Raw genomic sequence first — 17,276 nt, forward strand, 5'->3', positions numbered from 1 at the left:
AACGGGACACGCCGTCGCGGGTCAGTTGGCTACTGTCTAGACAGCTGGGCCGCACCCCGGCGACCGACCCGACCGCACCAGGCATGTGAGGCTGAATCGACGTGACCGAAACTGCTGCAGGACACCAGGACTCGTTTCCGCCCAGTGCGGAATTCGCCGCCGCCGCCAACGCGGACGCCACGCTCTACGACCGTGGCGAGACCGACCGCGACGGCTTCTGGGCCGAACAGGCCAACCGGCTGCACTGGCACAAACCTTTCACCGAAGTACTCGACTGGACCGACGCGCCGGTCGCGCGCTGGTTCGGCGACGGCGAGCTCAACGTCGCCTACAACTGCGTCGACCGCCACGTCATCGACGGACACGGCGACCAGGTCGCTATCCACTGGGAAGGCGAACCCGGCGACTCGCGCGACATCACCTACCGCGAACTGCTGGAGGAGGTCTCGCGAGCGGCGAACTATCTGACCGAGCTCGGACTGGAGGCAGGCGATCGCGTCGCGATCTACATGCCGATGGTGCCCGAGGCGATCGTGTCGATGCTGGCGTGCGCGCGGCTGGGACTCACGCACTCGGTGGTGTTCGCGGGCTTCTCGCCGAGCGCGCTGCGCCAGCGGGTCGACGACGCCGAGGCCCGACTGATCATCACCACCGACGGACAGTGGCGGCGCGGCAAGCCCGCACCGCTCAAGGAGGCCGTCGACGAGGCGCTGGCCGCCAAGGGCGACGTGCCGTCGTCGGTGGAGCACGTGCTCGTGGTGCGCCGGGTCGGCACGGAGGTGCCGTGGACCGACGGTCGCGATCTGTGGTGGCACGAAACCGTCGCCGTCGCTTCACCTTCCCACGATGCGCAGCCCTTCCCCGCCGAGCACCCGCTGTTCATCCTCTACACCTCCGGCACCACCGGAAAACCCAAGGGCATCCTGCACACCACCGGCGGATACCTCACCCAAACCGCCTACACCCACCACAACGTCTTCGACCACAAAGCCGGAGACGACGTCTACTGGTGCACCGCCGACATCGGCTGGGTCACCGGACACAGCTACATCGTCTACGGCCCCCTCGCCAACCGCGCCACCCAGGTCGTCTACGAAGGCACCCCCAACTCCCCCGACGAACACCGCCACTTCCAGATCATCGAGAAGTACGGCGTCACCACCTACTACACCGCACCCACCCTGATCCGCACCTTCATGAAATGGGGTCGGGAGATCCCCGACGCCCACGACCTGAGCACCCTGCGACTGCTCGGCTCCGTCGGCGAACCCATCAACCCCGAAGCCTGGCGCTGGTACCGGGAAGTCTTCGGCGCGAACAAGACTCCCATCGTCGACACCTGGTGGCAGACCGAGACCGGCGCCATCATGATCGCGCCACTGCCCGGCGTCACCGCGGCCAAACCGGGCGCCGCGATGGGCCCGCTGCCCGGCATCTCCGCGACGGTCGTCGACGAAGAGGGCAAACCGGTGCAGCTCGGCGAAACCGAGGCCAACGGGTACCTCGTGCTGGACAAGCCGTGGCCGTCGATGCTGCGCGGCATCTGGGGCGATATGGATCGCTACCGCGCCACCTACTGGGAGCGCTACGCCGAGCAGGGATGGTACTTCGCGGGCGACGGCGCCAAGCTCGACGCCGACGGCGACCTGTGGGTGCTCGGCCGGGTCGACGACGTCATGAACGTCTCCGGACACCGCATCTCCACCGCCGAGGTCGAGTCCGCGCTGGTGGGGCATCCAGCCGTCGCCGAGGCGGCGGTGGTCGGCGCCACCGACGCGACCACCGGGCAGGGGATCGTCGCGTTCACGATCCTCACCGGCGAGGCCGCGGCGTCGGCGGGGCCCGAACTGGTCGCCGAGCTGAAGGCGCAGGTGTCCAAGGAGATCAGCCCGATCGCGCGGCCACGCGAAATCCATATCGTGCCGGAACTGCCCAAGACCCGCAGCGGCAAGATCATGCGCAGGCTGCTGCGCGATGTCGCCGAAGGGCGCGAGCTCGGCGACACCTCCACGCTGGTCGATCCGGGCGTTTTCGAGGCCATTCGCACCGGGAGCAACTGACGCGCACCGGCCGGTGACCTCAGATGTCACCGGCCGGGTCCGTTAGGATCGAGTAAAGGTGTGCCGGGAAGTCTGGTCGGCATGCGGTCGTGAATCCGAGTCGATGAGCGCCCGCAGTTCCGTCGACCTCTGCCGGAAGGCTTGCCCTTGATCACGCGCGTCCGCTCCGAGCTCACCCGCTATCTCCGCACCGAAACCGTCGGCGGTGCGCTGCTGCTCGTGGCCGCCGCGGTGGCCCTGATCTGGGTGAACTCGCCGTGGGGCGCGAGCTACCAGACGATGATCGACACCCACCTCGACATTCCCGCACTGCACCTCGACCTCACCCTGGCCGACTGGTCCAAAGACGGTCTGCTCGCGATCTTCTTCTTCGTGGCCGGGCTCGAGCTCAAACGCGAGTTCGCCGTCGGCGAGCTACGCGACCCGAAGCGGGCCGCGCTGCCGGTCGTCGCCGCGGTGGGCGGTGTGATCACCCCGGCCGTGATCGCGCTGGTGGTGGGCCACGGCGTACCCGGCATGGACAAGGGCTGGGCCATTCCCGTCGCCACCGATATCGCCTTCGCGCTCGCGATCCTGGCGATGACCGGTTCGCGGATCCCCACCAGTGCGCGGGTGTTCCTGCTGAGCCTGGCCGTGGTCGACGATCTGCTCGCCATCGTTCTCATCGCGGTGCTGTTCACCGCCTCGCTGTCGTTGCTGTGGCTGGCCGCCGCCTTCGCCTGCTGCGGGGTGTGGGCACTGGCCCAGAAGCTGCGCCTGCACACGCCGCTGTTCTATATTCCGGTCGCGCTCGTGTGCTGGTACGCGCTGCACGAGGCGGGCATCCATCCGACGCTGGCCGGCGTCGCACTCGGGTTGCTCACCAGGGTCCGCAAGGATCCCGGCGAGAAGATCGCGCCCGCGACGCACCTCGAGCATGTGGTGCAACCGATCTCGGCCGGCTTCTGCGTACCGGTGTTCGCGCTGTTCGCCTCCGGTGTGCCGCTCGACGGCGCAGTGTTCGGATCACTGTTCACCGACCGGCTCGCGCTGGCGATCATCCTCGGGCTCTTGCTCGGCAAAACCATCGGAATCTTCGGTGTGAGCTGGGTCGTTATCAAACTCGGCTGGGCGAAACGCCCAGCCGGACTGGAGTATCGCGACATGTTCGCCCTGTCGGTACTCGGCGCGATCGGGTTCACCGTTAGCCTTCTCGTGGCGGAACTCGCGCTCGCCGACGTCGGCGACGATGCCATCGATCTTGCCAAGGCCGCCGTTCTGGTGACCTCGATGGCAGCATCGCTGATCGGATCGGCGCTACTGTTGCGCCGAGGACGTGTGCACCAGGCGCGCCGCGATGCAGACCAGTTACCACAGGGAGAAGGGTCGACGAAGTGAGTTACACCCAAGGCGGAAATGACGGTCGGACGGTCACTTCGATCCCGTTGACCGACGCCAATCCGCCCGGATCGGCGAGCATCGGCAGCCTCGTGCGCGATGCCACCGAGCAGATGTCGACACTGGTGCGCGCCGAGGTGGCGCTGGCCAAGGCCGAGGTCACCGGTGAGATCAAGAAGGGCCTCACCGGCAGCGTCTTCTTCATCCTCGCGCTGACAGTGCTGCTGTTCAGCTCGTTCTTTTTCTTCTTCTTCCTCGCCGAGCTGCTCGACATGTGGCTGTGGCGCTGGGCCGCGTTCCTGATCGTGTTCCTGCTGATGGTGCTCACCACTGTCCTGCTGGCCTTGCTCGGCTGGCTCAAGGTACGGAAGGTGCGCGCGCCGGAGAAGACGATCGGTTCGCTCAAGCAGGCCGCCGAGGTGCTGCCCGCCGCGTTCACCCACCGCGACGCGGCCGACGCGCACGCGGCCATCGGATCCAGTGGTGCGGGCGCCACGTCGCTGGAGAAGTCGAGCAACCGATGACGCGCCGGGCGGGCCCGGTCGCAACAGCCGGACCCGCCCACTAGGCTCGATCGGCGTGTCGTCCAATTCATTCCCGGATCCCTCCAGCGTCCGTTTCGACGGACCGTGGACCCACCGGGACGTGCACGCCAACGGAATCCGCTTCCACGTCGTCGAAGCAGACGTCGCCGAAACCGACGGTGCGGACCGCCCCGAGGCGCCCCTGGTGCTGCTGCTGCACGGTTTCGCCGATTTCTGGTGGTCGTGGCGGCATCAGCTGACCGCGCTGGCCGGCCACGGGTATCGCACCGTCGCCGTCGACCTGCGCGGCTACGGCGATACCGACAAACCACCGCGTGGCTACGACGGCTGGACCCTCGCAGGCGACATCGCCGGCCTGGTCCGGGCGCTCGGGCACACCGAGGCCACGCTCGTCGGCCACGCCGAAGGCGGACTGGTCTGCTGGGCCACCGCGGTGCTGCATCCGCGACTGGTCCGCTCGATCGCGCTGGTCAGCTCGCCGCATCCCGCCGCGCTCAAGAGCGCCGTGCTGCGCGATCCGGCCCAACGGGCGACCTGGCTGCCCGATTTCCTGCGGTATCAGCTGCCGCGCTATCCCGAAAACCTGCTCACCCGACGTGGTGGCGCCGAGGTGGAGCGCCTGCTGCACGATCGGGTCGGTGAATCCTGGTCGCGCAGTGCGGAATTCGTCGAGACCGCGTCGCGGATGCGGCATGCCATCCGGATACCGGGGGCCGCGCACAGTGCGCTGGAGTATCAGCGCTGGGCGTTTCGCAGTCAGTGGCGACCGGACGGTAAGCGGTTCATGGCCACGATGCGCACCCCGATCGACATCCCGGTGCTGATGCTGCGCGGCGAGCACGACTCGTATCTGCTCGACGCCACGTTCCGGCGCGGGGAGTCGTTATCACCCCATCGGACGCTGGTCTCGATTCCGCGTGCGGGGCACTACGCCCATCAGGAGAACCCCAGCCGGGTCAACGAGGCGCTGACCGCGCACTGGCGCGAGCAGAACGGTGTGAACGGGTCGCCGCCGCACGACGACTTGGTTTCGCCGTAGTTTCGGAGCGCCGGCGCGCTCGAGATGGGTCTGTGATCAGCTCAGTACGCAGGCGCCCGTGTTGACGGGGGTGCTGCTCGGGGCGGCTGCGGCCAGTTCGGACGCGACCTCGTGCAAGGTGAGGACGTAGCCGGTGTCGTCGTCGGTGACCGCCGCGCCGAAGACCACGCCGAGGAGCTGGCCCTCGGCGTCGACCAGCGGGCCGCCGGAGTTACCCGCGCGGACCTGACCGCGCACCGTGTAGACCTCACGCTCGACGGTGCCGTCGCGGTGGATGGTCGGGCCGGTGAGGTCGAGGGTCTCGCGGACACGGGCCGCGCTGGCGGTGTACGGGCCGCCACCGGGGTAACCGAGCACGATCGCGCTCTCGCCCGAACTCGCGGGCTCAGGGGCCTGGGGCAGCACGGGGGCGGTCAGACCGGGGACGGCGAGGACCGCGATGTCCTTGGACGGGTCGAACAGGACCACGGTGGCGTCTAGCGCACCACGGGCCGTGTCGACCGACACCGTGTTGGTGCCCGCGACGACGTGCGCGTTGGTCATCACGCGTTCCGGCGCGACGATGAAGCCGGAACCTTCGAGCGCCCGCTGGCAACTGGGTGCGGTGCCGCGGATGCGCAGCACGCTCTGCTGCAGCGACGCCGCAACCGGGCTGGCCAGCACCGAGGGATCCGGCGGTTCGACGGCGGCGATCGGCGCTCGGCCGAACGGGCCGATCACATCGGGCAAGCCCGACGTGTCGAGCAGCTTGGAGAATTCGTTGGGAACCTTGCGCAACCAGTCCGGCGCGACCGAATTGACGTCGGCGAGCACCTTCGACCCGTTGATCGCGGCGGCGACAGCGGGCTGGGACGCGGTGGCCAGCGGCAACGCGAGCAGCCAGGCCGCGACCAGCACGGTCACCGCCTGCAACACCGCACCGACAACACTGTCCACGCTGCGGGCGACCGGTTGGCGGATGCTGGTGCGCGCGGCCCGGCCGAGCACCATGCCCGCCACCTCACCGACGATCACCAGCAGCACGATCAGCAGGATGCCGCCGAGTACCCGGCTGCGACCCTCACTGAGGTGCTTGAGGATGTGCGGTGCGATCAGAATGCCCGCGACCGCGCCCAGCGCGACGCCGAAGAACGCCAGCGCCGACGCCACCGCGCCCTGCCGCCAGCCGGTGGACGCCGCGACCAGCGCGATCAGTACCACCGCGATGTCGAGCCATACCGAGGCGGTCACAGGGTCATTCCGACCGCAGCCAGCGAGCTCTCCAGGTCACGCACGTCGCCCCGATCCCAGTTTCGTTCCCAGCCAGCGGATTTGATGATGCCGGCGAGAATACCGCCGGTGAGTCCCCACACCAGCATGCCGTCGACCTGGAACGCGGGGCTCTGGTAGCCGAGACTGCCACGCACCATGAATCTGTGTGCCGGATCGAGCAATTCGGTGAGCGGCACACGCACGACACGCTCGGTTTCGCCCTGATCGACGACGCGGACCGCGCTGGGTGCTCGCCAGTAGCCGAGCACCGGGGTCACGTCGAATTTCGACGGCGGAACGAACAGTTTCGGCAGCAGCGCGAACGGCTGGACACCGGCCGGGTCGAGTCCGGTCTCCTCCGCGGCTTCGCGCAGGGCGGTGCCGACCGGGCCGTCGTCGCCGGGATCCTCGGCGCCGCCGGGGAACGCGATCTGGCCGCGGTGCTGGCGCATGGTCGAGGCACGCTGAGTGAGCAGGACGTCGGCGTCGGCGGGCAGGCCCCCTGGCACCGACTCATCGGCGTCGGGCGAGCCGCCGAACAGCACGAGGACAGCGGCCTGGCGTGGCCTGCCGGTGATCGACATGGCCCGGCGCAGGGCGCGGGAAGTAGCGAGCGTGTCGTCGGCGTCGGGGCCGCCGGATCTGATCGCGGTGCGCAACCACGAGGGAACGCCGGAATCGTCGAGCCTCGCTACATCGTTCACGCCATCGCCTTCGATCCACACGCCACTGTTACGTCCTCTGTCATACCGTGACCCCGAGCTTCGCGGATACCGTATCCGCGATGTCGGCCACGTCGGCAAACGTACGCACCTCCACGCTCGCGATGGTGCCGTCGGCCCGCACGAGCACCGAGACGGGCAGCACCGCGGGCGCACCGACCGCACTGCGCACGGCGGCCTGCGGATCCTCGACGCCGGGCAGGGTGATGCCGAGCCCGGTCAGCCGAGACAGTGCCTTCGCCTCGTCGGGATCGCTGTGCACGGTCATGACCGTGAGTGCCGAGCCCGCCCGCTGCGCGAACTCCTGTAGATGCGGCAACTCGGTGGCGCAGGGTCCACACCAGTAGGCCCACAGGTTGAGCAGCGCGGGCTTTCCGGCGAGCGCCGCGGCGAGATCGACGGGCGTGCCGTCCGCCAGACAGCTCACCTGGAGACCGGCCAGCGGCCCCGACGCGGACGCGGACGCGGGCGACGGGCAGGGTTGGGACCCCGCCGCCGCTCGTTCCTCGGCCGACACGCCCGATGTCTGTTGCGATGTCTGCGCAACGACGCCGGTGGTCTGCGAACCCTCACGCGGCCACAGCGCCACCGTGGCGGCGACCACCAGGATCACCGCGGCGAGCACCCAGCGCACAGCGGGCCGCCGTAGCAGCGAGGCTTCGCTCACAGGCCGACCATGTTCAGCAGGTGATCGCGCTCCGGGCCCTTCACCAACTCCGCGGCCACCGCCGGGTCGGTGGGGCCGAGCCCGAACGACGGGCAGTCGCCGGCGAGCATGCACGCGCCGCAGGCCGGCTTGCGCGCATGGCACACCCGACGCCCCTCGAAGATCACCCGGTGCGAGAGCATCGTCCAGTCCTTGCGCTCGAACAGCGCGCCGACCGCGTGCTCGACCTTGACCGGATCCTCCTCGTCGGTCCACTTCCAGCGACGCACCAACCGGCCGAAATGGGTGTCGACGGTGATACCGGGCACATCGAACGCGTTGCCGAGGATGACGTTGGCCGTCTTGCGCCCGATCCCGGGCAATTTCACCAATTCGTCCAGAGTGTGAGGCAATTCACCGTCGTATTTTTCGACCAGCGCCTGGCCGAGGCCGATCAGCGAACTGGTCTTGTTCCGGTAGAAGCCGGTGGGCCTGATGTATTCCTCCAGCTCCACCCGGTTGGCCTGCGCGTAGTCGTAGGCACTGCGGTACTTCGCGAACAGGGCGGGAGTGGTGAGGTTCACCCGGACGTCGGTGCACTGGGCGGACAGGATCGTCGCGACAGCCAGTTCCAGCGGAGTGGTGAAGTCGAGCTCGCAGTGCGCGTCGGGGAACGCCGCGGCGAGCGTGCGGTTCATCCGGCGGGCGCGCCGGACCAGTCCGATCCGCGTTTCCGCAGCTATCGCACGGTTCTTGCGTTTGCGAGCGGCCGAGATGCCGGTGGGTACGGCGGCCGAATCCGCTGCCGGATCGGCATCGCCGGCGGCGGCGGGGGCAGGGGAAACGGGCACCGCTTCACCATACGGAACCACTACGACAACATTGCCCGGCCAGTTTGCCCGCTGTGTTCCATCTGAGACCTGGACCGTGTTTACTGCCAGTCATGCAAGGACTCGCTGTGGTGCTCTTCCCAGTGCTGTTGATGCTGTTCGCGCTGGGGATGGAGCGGGTCGAGAATCGGCTCCGAAAGCTTCTCGAACCCGACGAAGAGGTTCAGCAGTACCTGGACAACGCCAGCAACGCCGAAGTGAAAGAGCTGACGAAGCTCGGCCTGCCCGCCGCCGTGGCGCGCGTGCGCAAGCGCCGTTCCCGTACCTCCGAATTGGATGTCGCACGGGCGAGCTAAACGATCGATTCTCAACGCGCAATCCACTCTTTACGTGGTGTCTGTCACTGCGGTGCCGGAATGCCGCGTAGACTGCGCGGTTGGTCGATTCGCTCGACCAGGTTCGCAAGCCATATCCCATAAGGAGCACATTCGTGGACGAGGCCCTCGCCAGAGCAGGCATCTTCCAAGGCGTCGAGCCCACCGCGGTGGCCGCGCTCGCCAAGCAGCTGCAGCCCGTAGATTTTCCGCGCGGCCACGTCATCTTCAACGAGGGCGAACCCGGCGATCGGCTGTACATCATCACGACGGGCAAGGTGAAGATCGGCCGGCGGTCCCCGGACGGCAGGGAAAACCTGCTGACCATCATGGGTCCGTCCGACATGTTCGGTGAACTGTCGATCTTCGACCCGGGCCCACGTACCTCGACCGCAACCACGGTCACCGAGGTCCGCGCCGTGACGATGGACCGCGACGCACTCAAGTCGTGGATCGATCAGCGCCCTGAGATCGCTGAGCAGCTGCTGCGCGTGCTGGCACGACGCCTTCGCCGCACCAACAACAACCTCGCCGACCTGATCTTCACCGACGTGCCAGGTCGCGTCGCCAAAGCGCTGCTGCAGCTCGCACAGCGCTTCGGCACCCAGGAAGCGGGCGCGCTGCGCGTGACCCACGACCTGACCCAGGAAGAGATCGCCCAGCTGGTCGGTGCTTCCCGGGAAACCGTCAACAAGGCGCTCGCCGACTTCGCTCATCGCGGATGGCTGCGCCTCGAGGGCAAGAGCGTGCTGATCTCGGATTCCGAGCGTCTGGCACGTCGCGCTCGCTGACGTTCGAACACCTGCCGTCCCGGTATGACGGGACCGTTGATGCGTGTGGGCTCACGAGGAGAGGGCCTCGTCCACACCACCGCGGTTTCGTTGTGCCGGGACATCGGCCGTTGTCTGCCTGACACCGGTCGATCGCCGACACGGCAAGCGCGTCGGCGATCGACCGGTGTTCAGTTCTGTTCGGCCCGCAGGTATTCCAGCTGTGCCTGCACGGAACTGCGCGCGGCGGGCCACAGCCGTTTGTCCACGTCGGCGTACACCTTGCGGACCACCGCGAGAGCGCCCGCGCCGGGACCCAGTTCGACCAGCGCGGCCCGCACCTGGTCGAGCCGCTCACGCCGGTGGTCGAGGTAGTACTGCGCCACCGGCGCAGCATCGGGGTGGTCGGGCCCGTGCGCGGGCAGCAATGCCTTACCCGCGCCCAGCTCACGCAGCTTTTCCAGCGACGCGAGGAAGTTCGCCAGCGCGCCCGGCGCGGATTCGAGCACCGTGGTGCCGCGGCCGAGGACCGTGTCACCGGTGAGCACCGCGTCGTCGAGCAGCAGGCTCACCGAATCGGTGGTGTGTCCCGGCGTACCGAGCACCGTGATCCGCAGGCCGGCGGCCTCGATCACCTCGCCGTCCACCAGCGGCACGACCGCGCCACGCAGATACGCCGGGTCCACCGATCGCACCGGCGTCCCGGTGGCTTTCACCAGGTGATCGATGCCGCCGGTGTGATCGTGGTGGTGATGGGTGATCAGCGTCAACGCGATCCGGCCGCCGGTGGCCTCGACGATGTCGGCGGTGTGTTTCTTGTCCTTCGGTCCCGGATCGACGACCACGTAGGAATCGCTGTCCAGGCCACGCAGCAGCCAGGTGTTGGTGCCGTCGAGCGTCATTTGATTGGGGTTGTCGGCCAGTAGTACCGATGCCGTCGCAGTGACCGGCCTGACCTGGCTGTACGCGGGATGTTCCAGTGCCATGACGGCTGCCTATCCGACCTCGACGATCAATTCCACCTCGACGGGCGTGTTCTTGGGCAGTTCCGAGACGCCGACGGCCGAGCGCGCGTGCACGCCCGCCTCGCCGAACACCTCACCGAGGAACTCCGACGCACCGTTGATCACGATCGGCTGATCGCTGAATCCGGGCGCCGAGGCGACGAATCCGACGACCTTCACGATCCGCACCACCTGGTCGAGCCCGACCAGGTCGTGCACGGCCGCGAGCGCGTTCAACGCGCACAGCCGGGCGGCCTCCTTGGCCTGCTCCACATCCACCTCCGCCCCGACCTTGCCGACCGCCGACAATTCACCGTCGACGAAGGGCAGCTGGCCGGAGGTGTACACCAGCGAACCGGTGCGCACGGCGGGAATGTAGGCCGCGACAGGAGCGGCGACCGGCGGCAGCGTGACACCGAGCCGGTCGAGCGCGTCCTTCCACGCGGTGGCCACGGCTACTTCTGCCGCTTCAGGTAGGCGACGTGCTGTTCGCCGGTCGGTCCGGGCAGCACCGAGACCAGCTCCCAGCCGTCGGACCCCCACTGGTCGAGGATCTGCTTGGTCGCGTGCGTCAACAGCGGCACGGTCGCGTACTCCCACAGGGTGACTTCACTCATGGTGTGAGTTTAGGGCTCACCCCGAACGCCTGGGCGAAACGGGTTATAGGCTCGGCGGCGTGGGAGCACCAACAGCAGAGCCGGTTTCGTCGGTTCCCGAACCGTCGACCGGATGGCCACAGCGCGCGGCCAAGGCCCGCTTGCACTACGTGACCGGCAAGGGAGGCACTGGCAAGTCGACCGTTTCGGCCGCACTCGCACTCGCGCTCGCCGCAGGGGGACGCAAAGTGCTGCTGGTCGAGGTCGAGAGTCGCCAGTCCATCGCGCAGTTGTTCGATCGGCCACCGTTGCCGCCCACCGAGACCCATATCGCCAGCGCCGACGGCGGTGGCGAGGTGACGGCACTGGCTCTGGACATCGAGTACGCGTTCCTCGAGTACCTCGACATGTTCTACAACCTCGGCTTCGCGGGGCGGGCGATGCGCCGGATGGGCGCCATCGAGTTCGTCACCACGATCGCGCCCGGTCTGCGCGACGTGATCCTCACCGGCAAGATCAAAGAGTGTGTGGTCAGGGTCGGCAAGGACGGCAGGCCCGCCTATGACGACATCGTCGTCGACGCGCCGCCGACCGGCCGGATCGCCGGCTTCCTCGACGTCACCACGGCCATGGCCGAGATCGCCAAGGGCGGCCCGATCGCCTCGCAGGCCGAGGGCGTGTCCAACCTGCTGCATTCCGATCAGACGATGATCCACCTGGTGACGCTGCTCGAGGCGCTGCCGGTGCAGGAGACCGCCGACGCGATCGCCGAGCTCACCGCCGACGATCTGCGGATCGGCACGGTGATCGTCAACCGGGCCGCCACCGCCGAACTCACCCCGGCTCAGCGCGACACGGCCGTGGCGGGCGAACTCGACACCGCCGCGGTCGCCGCCGACCTGGCGAAGGCCGGCATCACCCTGTCCGAATCGGACTTCGACGGCCTGATCGCCGAAACGGTCGACCATGCGATCGTGCTGACCGCGCAGAACGCGAGTGCCGCCGAACTGGCGCAGATCGACGTCCCCCAGCTGTCCCTGCCCGCCCTCGGCGACGGCATCGACCTGGGTGGCCTCTACGAACTGGCCGAACAGCTATCCGCGCAGGGAGTCCGATGAGCGAGCACGTTTCCACCCCGCCCGCGCTGGATGTCTCGCAGATCATCGCCGACCCGAGTGCCCGCGTGATCGTGTGCTGCGGGTCCGGCGGCGTCGGTAAGACCACCACCGCGGCCTCGATCGCGCTGCGAGCGGCCGAATCGGGTCGCAAGGTGGTGGTGCTGACCATCGACCCGGCGCGCAGGCTGGCGCAGTCGCTGGGCGTGGCCGAACTGGACAACACCCCGCAGCGCGTGGAGCTGGGTCCCGAGGTGCCCGGTGAACTGCACGCGATGATGCTGAACATGCGCCGCACCTTCGACGACATGGTGCTCGAGCACACCAGCGCGGACAAGGCCGAGCAGATCTTCGCCAACCCGATCTATCAGACGGTGGCGTCGTCGTTCGGCGGCACGCAGGAGTACATGGCGATGGAGAAGCTCGGCCAGTTGGCCGCGCGCAAGGAGTGGGACCTGATCGTGGTCGACACTCCCCCGTCTCGCAACGCGCTCGATTTCCTCGACGCGCCCAAGCGGCTCGGCACCTTCCTCAACGGCAAGATGATCCGGTTGATCATGGCGCCGGGACGCGGTGTCGGCCGGATCGTCACGGGGGCGATGAGCCTGGCGATGCGCGGGGTGTCGACGATTGTCGGCGGGCAGATGCTCAAGGACGCCTCGACGTTCCTGCAATCGCTGGAATCGCTGTTCGGTGGGTTCCAGGACCGGGCCGAGCGCACCTTCGCGATGCTGTCCAAGCCCGGTACCCACTTCCTGGTGGTCGCCGCACCCGAGCCGGACGCGTTGCGCGAGGCGTCGTTCTTCGTCGACCGGCTGTCGACCGAGAAGATGCCGCTGGCCGGTCTGGTGCTGAACCGGACCCATCCCGCGTTGTCGGAGCTGTCGGGCGACCACGCGCTGACTGCCGCCGACCAGCTGGCTGATTCGAACCCGCTGACCGCATCGGTGCTGCGCATCCACGCCGATCGGGTGTCGACGGCGGCGCGGGAGCGGCGGCTGCTGCACCGCTTCACCGGTGCGCACCCGCGGGTGAAGATCGTCTCGGTGACCGCGCTGCCCTTCGAGGTCTCGGATCTCGAAGCACTGCGCGCCGTCGGCGATCAGCTGACCGGTACCCCGGCTTCGGCCTGATCGATTCAGACAAATCCGCTATAGCTCACAATCCGGTAACACTCACCAACGGCGCCGATTCCGCAAACCACGCGGTCTCGGCGCCGTTTGTGATAACGGTCCGGTCTCGTCTGCTAGATAGCTACCTGGTGCTGGCGCTGGGCGTTGAAGAATTCAGCCCACGACGTCACGTCGGGATGCTGTTTGAGCAGCGCACGCCGCTGCCGCTCGGTCATCCCGCCCCACACACCGAACTCGACGCGATTGTCGAGGGCGTCGGCACCACACTGCATCAGCACTGGGCAGTGACGGCAGATCGTTGCCGCCTTGCGCTGCGCCGCACCGCGAACGAACAGCTGATCAGGGTCCACTTCCTTGCATCGCGCCTGGGCAACCCAAGCGATCCTTGCCTCGGCCTGCTCTACATCCAGTCGAGCGATGGGGGTTGTGATGTGCATTTGATGTGCCCCTTTGCAGTCCGAACACCGTTGTGCGGCGCTCCAGAATCGCGAGCGCGGATCACAGCAACCCAACTACCGCTGCGTCCCGCACCACATTCCACTTTGAGTGTTAGCTCTATCACACTGGGTTCTCAATCTAGGTAAAGGTATGGCGGTTACGCAAGACCGCCCCCCGATTTTTTGGTACGGGCGTCCATTCAAATCGGGCCAGAACCGCGCAGTAGTGCTGATCACCGGCGTGGCCGGTCGCGACACGCCGATGTGATCATTTTGTTGACACGCCCGAGCAACCCCCCTGGCACCGCCCGGACATTCCCCGTCGAGCAGCACAGCCGTGAACCTCACCACCCCACCCTCTAGTCTGGGATCGTGCCGATCACTCAAACGCTCGCGAGGCTGGCCGGCAGCTGCGCGCTGGCCGCCGTGCTTGTCGCTGGGCTGTTGTTCCCCTTGGCCGGTGGATTCGGATTCATCTCCAACCGCGCCGCCGACGCCGTCGACAATGTCTCCGCCGAACTGGTGGAGGGCACGGTCCCCGCCGTGTCGACGATGGTCGACGCGAACGGGTCGCCGCTGGCGTGGCTCTACGAGCAACGCCGCTTCGAAGTGCCGAGCGACAAGATCTCCAACAACATGAAGCTGGCGATCGTGTCCATCGAGGACAAGCGCTTCTCCGACCACAAGGGCGTGGACTGGCAGGGCACGCTGCGCGCGTTCCTCACCAACACCTCCTCCGGTGCCGTGCAGCAGGGCGCGTCGACCCTGGACCAGCAGTACGTGAAGAACTTCAACCTGCTCGTGGTCGCCAAGACCGACGCCGAACGCCGCGCCGCGATCGAGACGACACCGGCGCGCAAGCTGCGCGAGATCCGGATGGCGCTCACGCTGGACCGCGAACTGTCCAAGGACGAGATCCTCACCCGCTACCTGAACCTGGTGCCCTTCGGTAACGGTTCCTACGGCATCCAGGACGCCGCGCAGACCTACTTCGGTATCGACGCGTCCCAGCTCAGCATCACCCAGTCAGCGATGCTGGCGGGCATGGTGCAGTCCAGCTCCAAGCTGAACCCCTACACCAACGTGGCCGGCGTCACCGACCGCCGCAACACCGTGCTCGACACGCTGATCCAGAACATCCCGCACCGCGCCGAGGAGTTCCGCAAGGCCAAGGCCGAACCGCTCGGCGTGCTGCCCGAACCCAAGGGCCTGCCGCGCGGGTGCATCTCCGCCAACGACAAGGGCTTCTTCTGCGACTACGCGCTGCAGTACCTGGCCGAGGCCGGGATCAGTCGCGAGCAGATCGACAAGGGCGGCTACCTGATCAAGACCACACTCGATCCGGTGCTGCAGGAATCGGTGAAGCGTTCGGTGAACGAGCAGGCCAACCCCGACCTCGACAACATCGCCGAGGTGATGTCGGTGGTCGCGCCCGGTCAGGATTCGCACCCCGTCCTCGCGATGGCGTCGAGCCGCACGTACGGCCTCAACCGCGACGCCAACGAGACGCTGCTGGGCCAGCCGTACTCGATGGCCGGTGACGGCGCGGGCTCGATCTTCAAGCTCTTCACCACCGCCGCCGCGATGGAGAAGGGCCTCGGCATCGCCGCCCAGGTGGACGTCCCCGGCACCTACGCCGCCAGGGGCATGGGCTACTCGAACTCGCCGGGCTGCCCTGCCGACTCGTGGTGTGTCAAGAACGCGGGCAACTACCCGGGGTCGATGTCGGTGACCGACGCGCTGGCGACCTCGCCCAACACCACCTTCGTGAAGATGATCCAGGACGTGGGCGTCTCGTCCGCGGTGGACATGGCCGTGCGCCTGGGCATGCGGTCCTACACCAACCCCGGCACCTCCGGGCACGGCAACTCGAGCCTGGCCGACCACATCAAGAACAACAACATGGGCTCGTTCACCCTCGGCCCGTTCGCGATCAACCCGCTCGAACTGACGAACGTGGCCGCCACGCTCGGCTCGGGCGGCAAGTGGTGCCCGCCCTCGCCGATCAAGGAGGTCGTCGACCGCAGCGGCAAGACCGTTCCGCTCACCCAGCAGGCCTGTGAGCAGGTGGTCGACCCGGGTCTGGCCAACACCCTCGCCAACGCGATGAGCAAGGACGACGTCAGCGGTACCGCCGCGGGCGCCGCGCGCGCGGCCGGGTGGTCGGCACCGATGTCGGGTAAGACGGGCACCACCGAGAGCCACCGCTCCTCGGCGTTCCTCGGCTTCACCAACGCGCTGGCTTCGTCGGTCTACGTCTACGGCGACAGCCCGACCCCCGGCGAGATCTGCTCGTTCCCGCTGCGCAACTGCGGCGCCAGCGATGCGTCCGGCCTGTTCGGTGGTAACGAACCGGCCCGCACCTGGTTCAACGCCATCAAGCCGTTGATGGACCGGTTCCCGCCGCCGGGCCTGCCGCCGGTGGACGACAAGTACGTCCGCGGCGCGAACAACTCCCAGGTCCCCGATGTGGCGGGCAAGTCGCAGGGCGAGGCCACCTCGATCCTGTCCGGTGCAGGCTTCCAGGTCTCCGCGGTGACGGGCGCCGGTTCGCAGGCCAAGGGCACGGTGATGGGCAGTTCGCCGAACGGCTCGGCCATTCCGGGCTCGGTGGTCACGATCTACATCAGTGACGGCACCGTCCGGGTGCCCGCGCCGACGACTCCCCCGCCCGCCGCGCCGGCACCGGTGATTCCGGGGCTGCCGCAGATTCCGCGCCTGCCACCGATCCCCATCCCGGTGCCGCGCTAGTCAGACGACAAAGGCCGCCGTCCGATTCGGACGGCGGCCTTTGCTCGTTTCTACAGCCGGGCCTTGACCGCGGCGGAGAGCCGCGAACCGTCGGCCTTGCCATCGGCCAGCGCGGTGGCCGCCTTCATGACCTGACCCATCTGCTTCATTCCCGGACGCTCACCGAGCTGCTCGGCCACCTCCGCGATCGCGGTGTCGGCGACCTGCGCGACCTCGGCGTCGTTGAGCTGAGTCGGCAGGTACTCCTCGATGATCTCTTCTTCGGCCCGCTCGTTCGCGGCCAGTTCACCGCGACCGTTCTGCTCGTAGATCACGGCCGCCTCGTTGCGCTTCTTCGCTTCCTTCTGCAAGAGCGACACGACATCGGCATCGGAGAGTTCGTGCGCCTCCGTACCGGAGACCTCGGAAGTCTGGATAGCGGCGAGCAGCATCCGCAGGGTCGCGAGACGCAGTTTGTCCTTGGCTTTCATCGCGGTGGTCATATCCGCGCGCAGCTTGGCTTTCAGTTCCGACATGCGGTTTACCGTAGTCGTTCGCTCAGTGGAGTCCCATCACATTTTCGTCGCAGCGAAAATTCCAGACCGTTTGTGCGGAAACACACGCGCCGATCCGGGAGGGGGTCGCCT

At 67.7% G+C, this 17,276-nt stretch carries 18 protein-coding genes; 9 read left to right on the forward strand and 9 right to left on the reverse strand.

Annotation, left to right across the window (positions count from 1 at the left end; translation table 11 throughout):
• Window positions 1-101 precede the first annotated feature (101 nt).
• From acs to ACFVVI_RS16360, 4 genes are all read left to right on the forward strand, one after another.
• Complete coding sequence (gene acs / locus ACFVVI_RS16345; protein ID WP_387445914.1) at window positions 102-2,060, forward strand: acetate--CoA ligase; 1,959 nt, start codon at window positions 102-104, stop codon at window positions 2,058-2,060.
• Between the two features lie 147 nt (window positions 2,061-2,207).
• Window positions 2,208-3,437, forward strand: a complete 1,230-nt coding sequence (gene nhaA / locus ACFVVI_RS16350; protein WP_378994314.1) for a Na+/H+ antiporter NhaA — start codon at window positions 2,208-2,210, stop codon at window positions 3,435-3,437.
• A complete protein-coding gene (locus tag ACFVVI_RS16355; RefSeq protein ID WP_378638743.1) occupies window positions 3,434-3,961 on the forward strand; it encodes a phage holin family protein in 528 nt (175 codons plus the stop codon). Before nhaA ends, ACFVVI_RS16355 begins: the two co-directional genes overlap by 4 nt.
• Before the next feature lie 55 nt (window positions 3,962-4,016).
• A complete protein-coding gene (locus tag ACFVVI_RS16360; RefSeq protein ID WP_387445915.1) occupies window positions 4,017-5,021 on the forward strand; it encodes an alpha/beta fold hydrolase in 1,005 nt (334 codons plus the stop codon).
• A gap of 36 nt (window positions 5,022-5,057) precedes the next feature.
• Here ACFVVI_RS16360 and ACFVVI_RS16365 read toward each other — a convergent pair whose 3' ends face one another.
• From ACFVVI_RS16365 to nth, 4 genes are read right to left on the reverse strand one after another with little or no spacing between them, the layout of a single operon-like run.
• On the reverse strand, window positions 5,058-6,251 hold the full coding sequence (locus ACFVVI_RS16365) for a MarP family serine protease (protein ID WP_378638738.1): 1,194 nt from the start codon (window positions 6,249-6,251) through the stop codon (window positions 5,058-5,060).
• Window positions 6,248-6,976, reverse strand: coding sequence for an NUDIX hydrolase (locus ACFVVI_RS16370; protein ID WP_378638735.1), 729 nt, complete (start codon window positions 6,974-6,976; stop codon window positions 6,248-6,250). Before ACFVVI_RS16370 ends, ACFVVI_RS16365 begins: the two co-directional genes overlap by 4 nt.
• A 40-nt stretch (window positions 6,977-7,016) precedes the next feature.
• A complete protein-coding gene (locus ACFVVI_RS16375; protein WP_378994318.1) occupies window positions 7,017-7,661 on the reverse strand; it encodes a TlpA family protein disulfide reductase in 645 nt (214 codons plus the stop codon).
• The gene (gene nth, locus ACFVVI_RS16380) at window positions 7,658-8,416 is read right to left on the reverse strand and encodes an endonuclease III (protein ID WP_378994498.1); all 759 of its coding nucleotides are present in this window, start codon (window positions 8,414-8,416) and stop codon (window positions 7,658-7,660) included. Before nth ends, ACFVVI_RS16375 begins: the two co-directional genes overlap by 4 nt.
• A 167-nt stretch (window positions 8,417-8,583) precedes the next feature.
• On the opposite strand from nth, the gene ACFVVI_RS16385 reads away from it, so the two are divergent.
• Both ACFVVI_RS16385 and ACFVVI_RS16390 read left to right on the forward strand, forming a co-directional pair.
• Window positions 8,584-8,826, forward strand: a complete 243-nt coding sequence (locus tag ACFVVI_RS16385) for a hypothetical protein (RefSeq protein WP_056821920.1) — start codon at window positions 8,584-8,586, stop codon at window positions 8,824-8,826.
• A gap of 134 nt (window positions 8,827-8,960) precedes the next feature.
• Entirely contained in the window at window positions 8,961-9,635 is a 675-nt protein-coding gene (locus tag ACFVVI_RS16390) for a Crp/Fnr family transcriptional regulator (RefSeq protein WP_040703546.1), read from the forward strand.
• Between the two features lie 170 nt (window positions 9,636-9,805).
• Here ACFVVI_RS16390 and ACFVVI_RS16395 read toward each other — a convergent pair whose 3' ends face one another.
• Genes ACFVVI_RS16395 through ACFVVI_RS16405 form a run of 3 tightly spaced genes read right to left on the reverse strand, consistent with a single transcriptional unit; the run spans window position 9,806 to window position 11,235 of the window.
• On the reverse strand, window positions 9,806-10,600 hold the full coding sequence (locus ACFVVI_RS16395; protein WP_387445916.1) for an MBL fold metallo-hydrolase: 795 nt from the start codon (window positions 10,598-10,600) through the stop codon (window positions 9,806-9,808).
• 9 nt (window positions 10,601-10,609) lie between these two features.
• Window positions 10,610-11,071, reverse strand: coding sequence for a RidA family protein (locus tag ACFVVI_RS16400; RefSeq protein WP_211300352.1), 462 nt, complete (start codon window positions 11,069-11,071; stop codon window positions 10,610-10,612).
• 2 nt (window positions 11,072-11,073) lie between these two features.
• Window positions 11,074-11,235 (reverse strand): DUF4177 domain-containing protein, encoded by a 162-nt coding sequence (locus ACFVVI_RS16405; protein WP_101464811.1) that lies wholly within the window; start codon window positions 11,233-11,235, stop codon window positions 11,074-11,076.
• A gap of 59 nt (window positions 11,236-11,294) precedes the next feature.
• Between ACFVVI_RS16405 and ACFVVI_RS16410 the strand changes: the two genes are divergently transcribed.
• Entirely contained in the window at window positions 11,295-12,332 is a 1,038-nt protein-coding gene (locus ACFVVI_RS16410) for an ArsA family ATPase (RefSeq protein ID WP_378638725.1), read from the forward strand.
• Window positions 12,329-13,462, forward strand: coding sequence for an ArsA family ATPase (locus ACFVVI_RS16415; RefSeq protein ID WP_378994324.1), 1,134 nt, complete (start codon window positions 12,329-12,331; stop codon window positions 13,460-13,462). The genes ACFVVI_RS16410 and ACFVVI_RS16415 overlap by 4 nt, the downstream gene beginning before the upstream one ends.
• Window positions 13,463-13,575: 113 nt before the next feature.
• On the opposite strand, the gene ACFVVI_RS16420 is transcribed toward ACFVVI_RS16415, so the two are convergent.
• On the reverse strand, window positions 13,576-13,899 hold the full coding sequence (locus ACFVVI_RS16420; protein ID WP_056821932.1) for a WhiB family transcriptional regulator: 324 nt from the start codon (window positions 13,897-13,899) through the stop codon (window positions 13,576-13,578).
• A 372-nt stretch (window positions 13,900-14,271) separates the two neighbouring features.
• Here ACFVVI_RS16420 and ACFVVI_RS16425 point away from each other — a divergent pair, with 372 nt between their 5' ends.
• Window positions 14,272-16,650: a penicillin-binding protein gene (locus ACFVVI_RS16425; protein WP_387445917.1), complete on the forward strand. Its 2,379-nt coding sequence runs from the start codon at window positions 14,272-14,274 to the stop codon at window positions 16,648-16,650.
• A 50-nt stretch (window positions 16,651-16,700) separates the two neighbouring features.
• Here ACFVVI_RS16425 and ACFVVI_RS16430 read toward each other — a convergent pair whose 3' ends face one another.
• A complete protein-coding gene (locus ACFVVI_RS16430; protein ID WP_378994328.1) occupies window positions 16,701-17,165 on the reverse strand; it encodes a GatB/YqeY domain-containing protein in 465 nt (154 codons plus the stop codon).
• Window positions 17,166-17,276: the final 111 nt, after the last annotated feature.

The sequence above is a fragment of the Nocardia sp. NPDC058114 genome, from assembly GCF_042884695.1.
GTDB lineage: Bacteria > Actinomycetota > Actinomycetes > Mycobacteriales > Mycobacteriaceae > Nocardia.

Coding starts and splice junctions, on each gene's coding strand:
- ACFVVI_RS16415 (WP_378994324.1), top strand. CDS start 12,329: ATGAGCGAGCACGTTTCCACCCCGCCCGCGCTGGATGTCTCGCAGATC.
- ACFVVI_RS16430 (WP_378994328.1), bottom strand. CDS start 17,165: ATGTCGGAACTGAAAGCCAAGCTGCGCGCGGATATGACCACCGCGATG.
- ACFVVI_RS16405 (WP_101464811.1), bottom strand. CDS start 11,235: ATGAGTGAAGTCACCCTGTGGGAGTACGCGACCGTGCCGCTGTTGACG.
- ACFVVI_RS16420 (WP_056821932.1), bottom strand. CDS start 13,899: ATGCACATCACAACCCCCATCGCTCGACTGGATGTAGAGCAGGCCGAG.
- ACFVVI_RS16395 (WP_387445916.1), bottom strand. CDS start 10,600: ATGGCACTGGAACATCCCGCGTACAGCCAGGTCAGGCCGGTCACTGCG.
- ACFVVI_RS16385 (WP_056821920.1), top strand. CDS start 8,584: ATGCAAGGACTCGCTGTGGTGCTCTTCCCAGTGCTGTTGATGCTGTTC.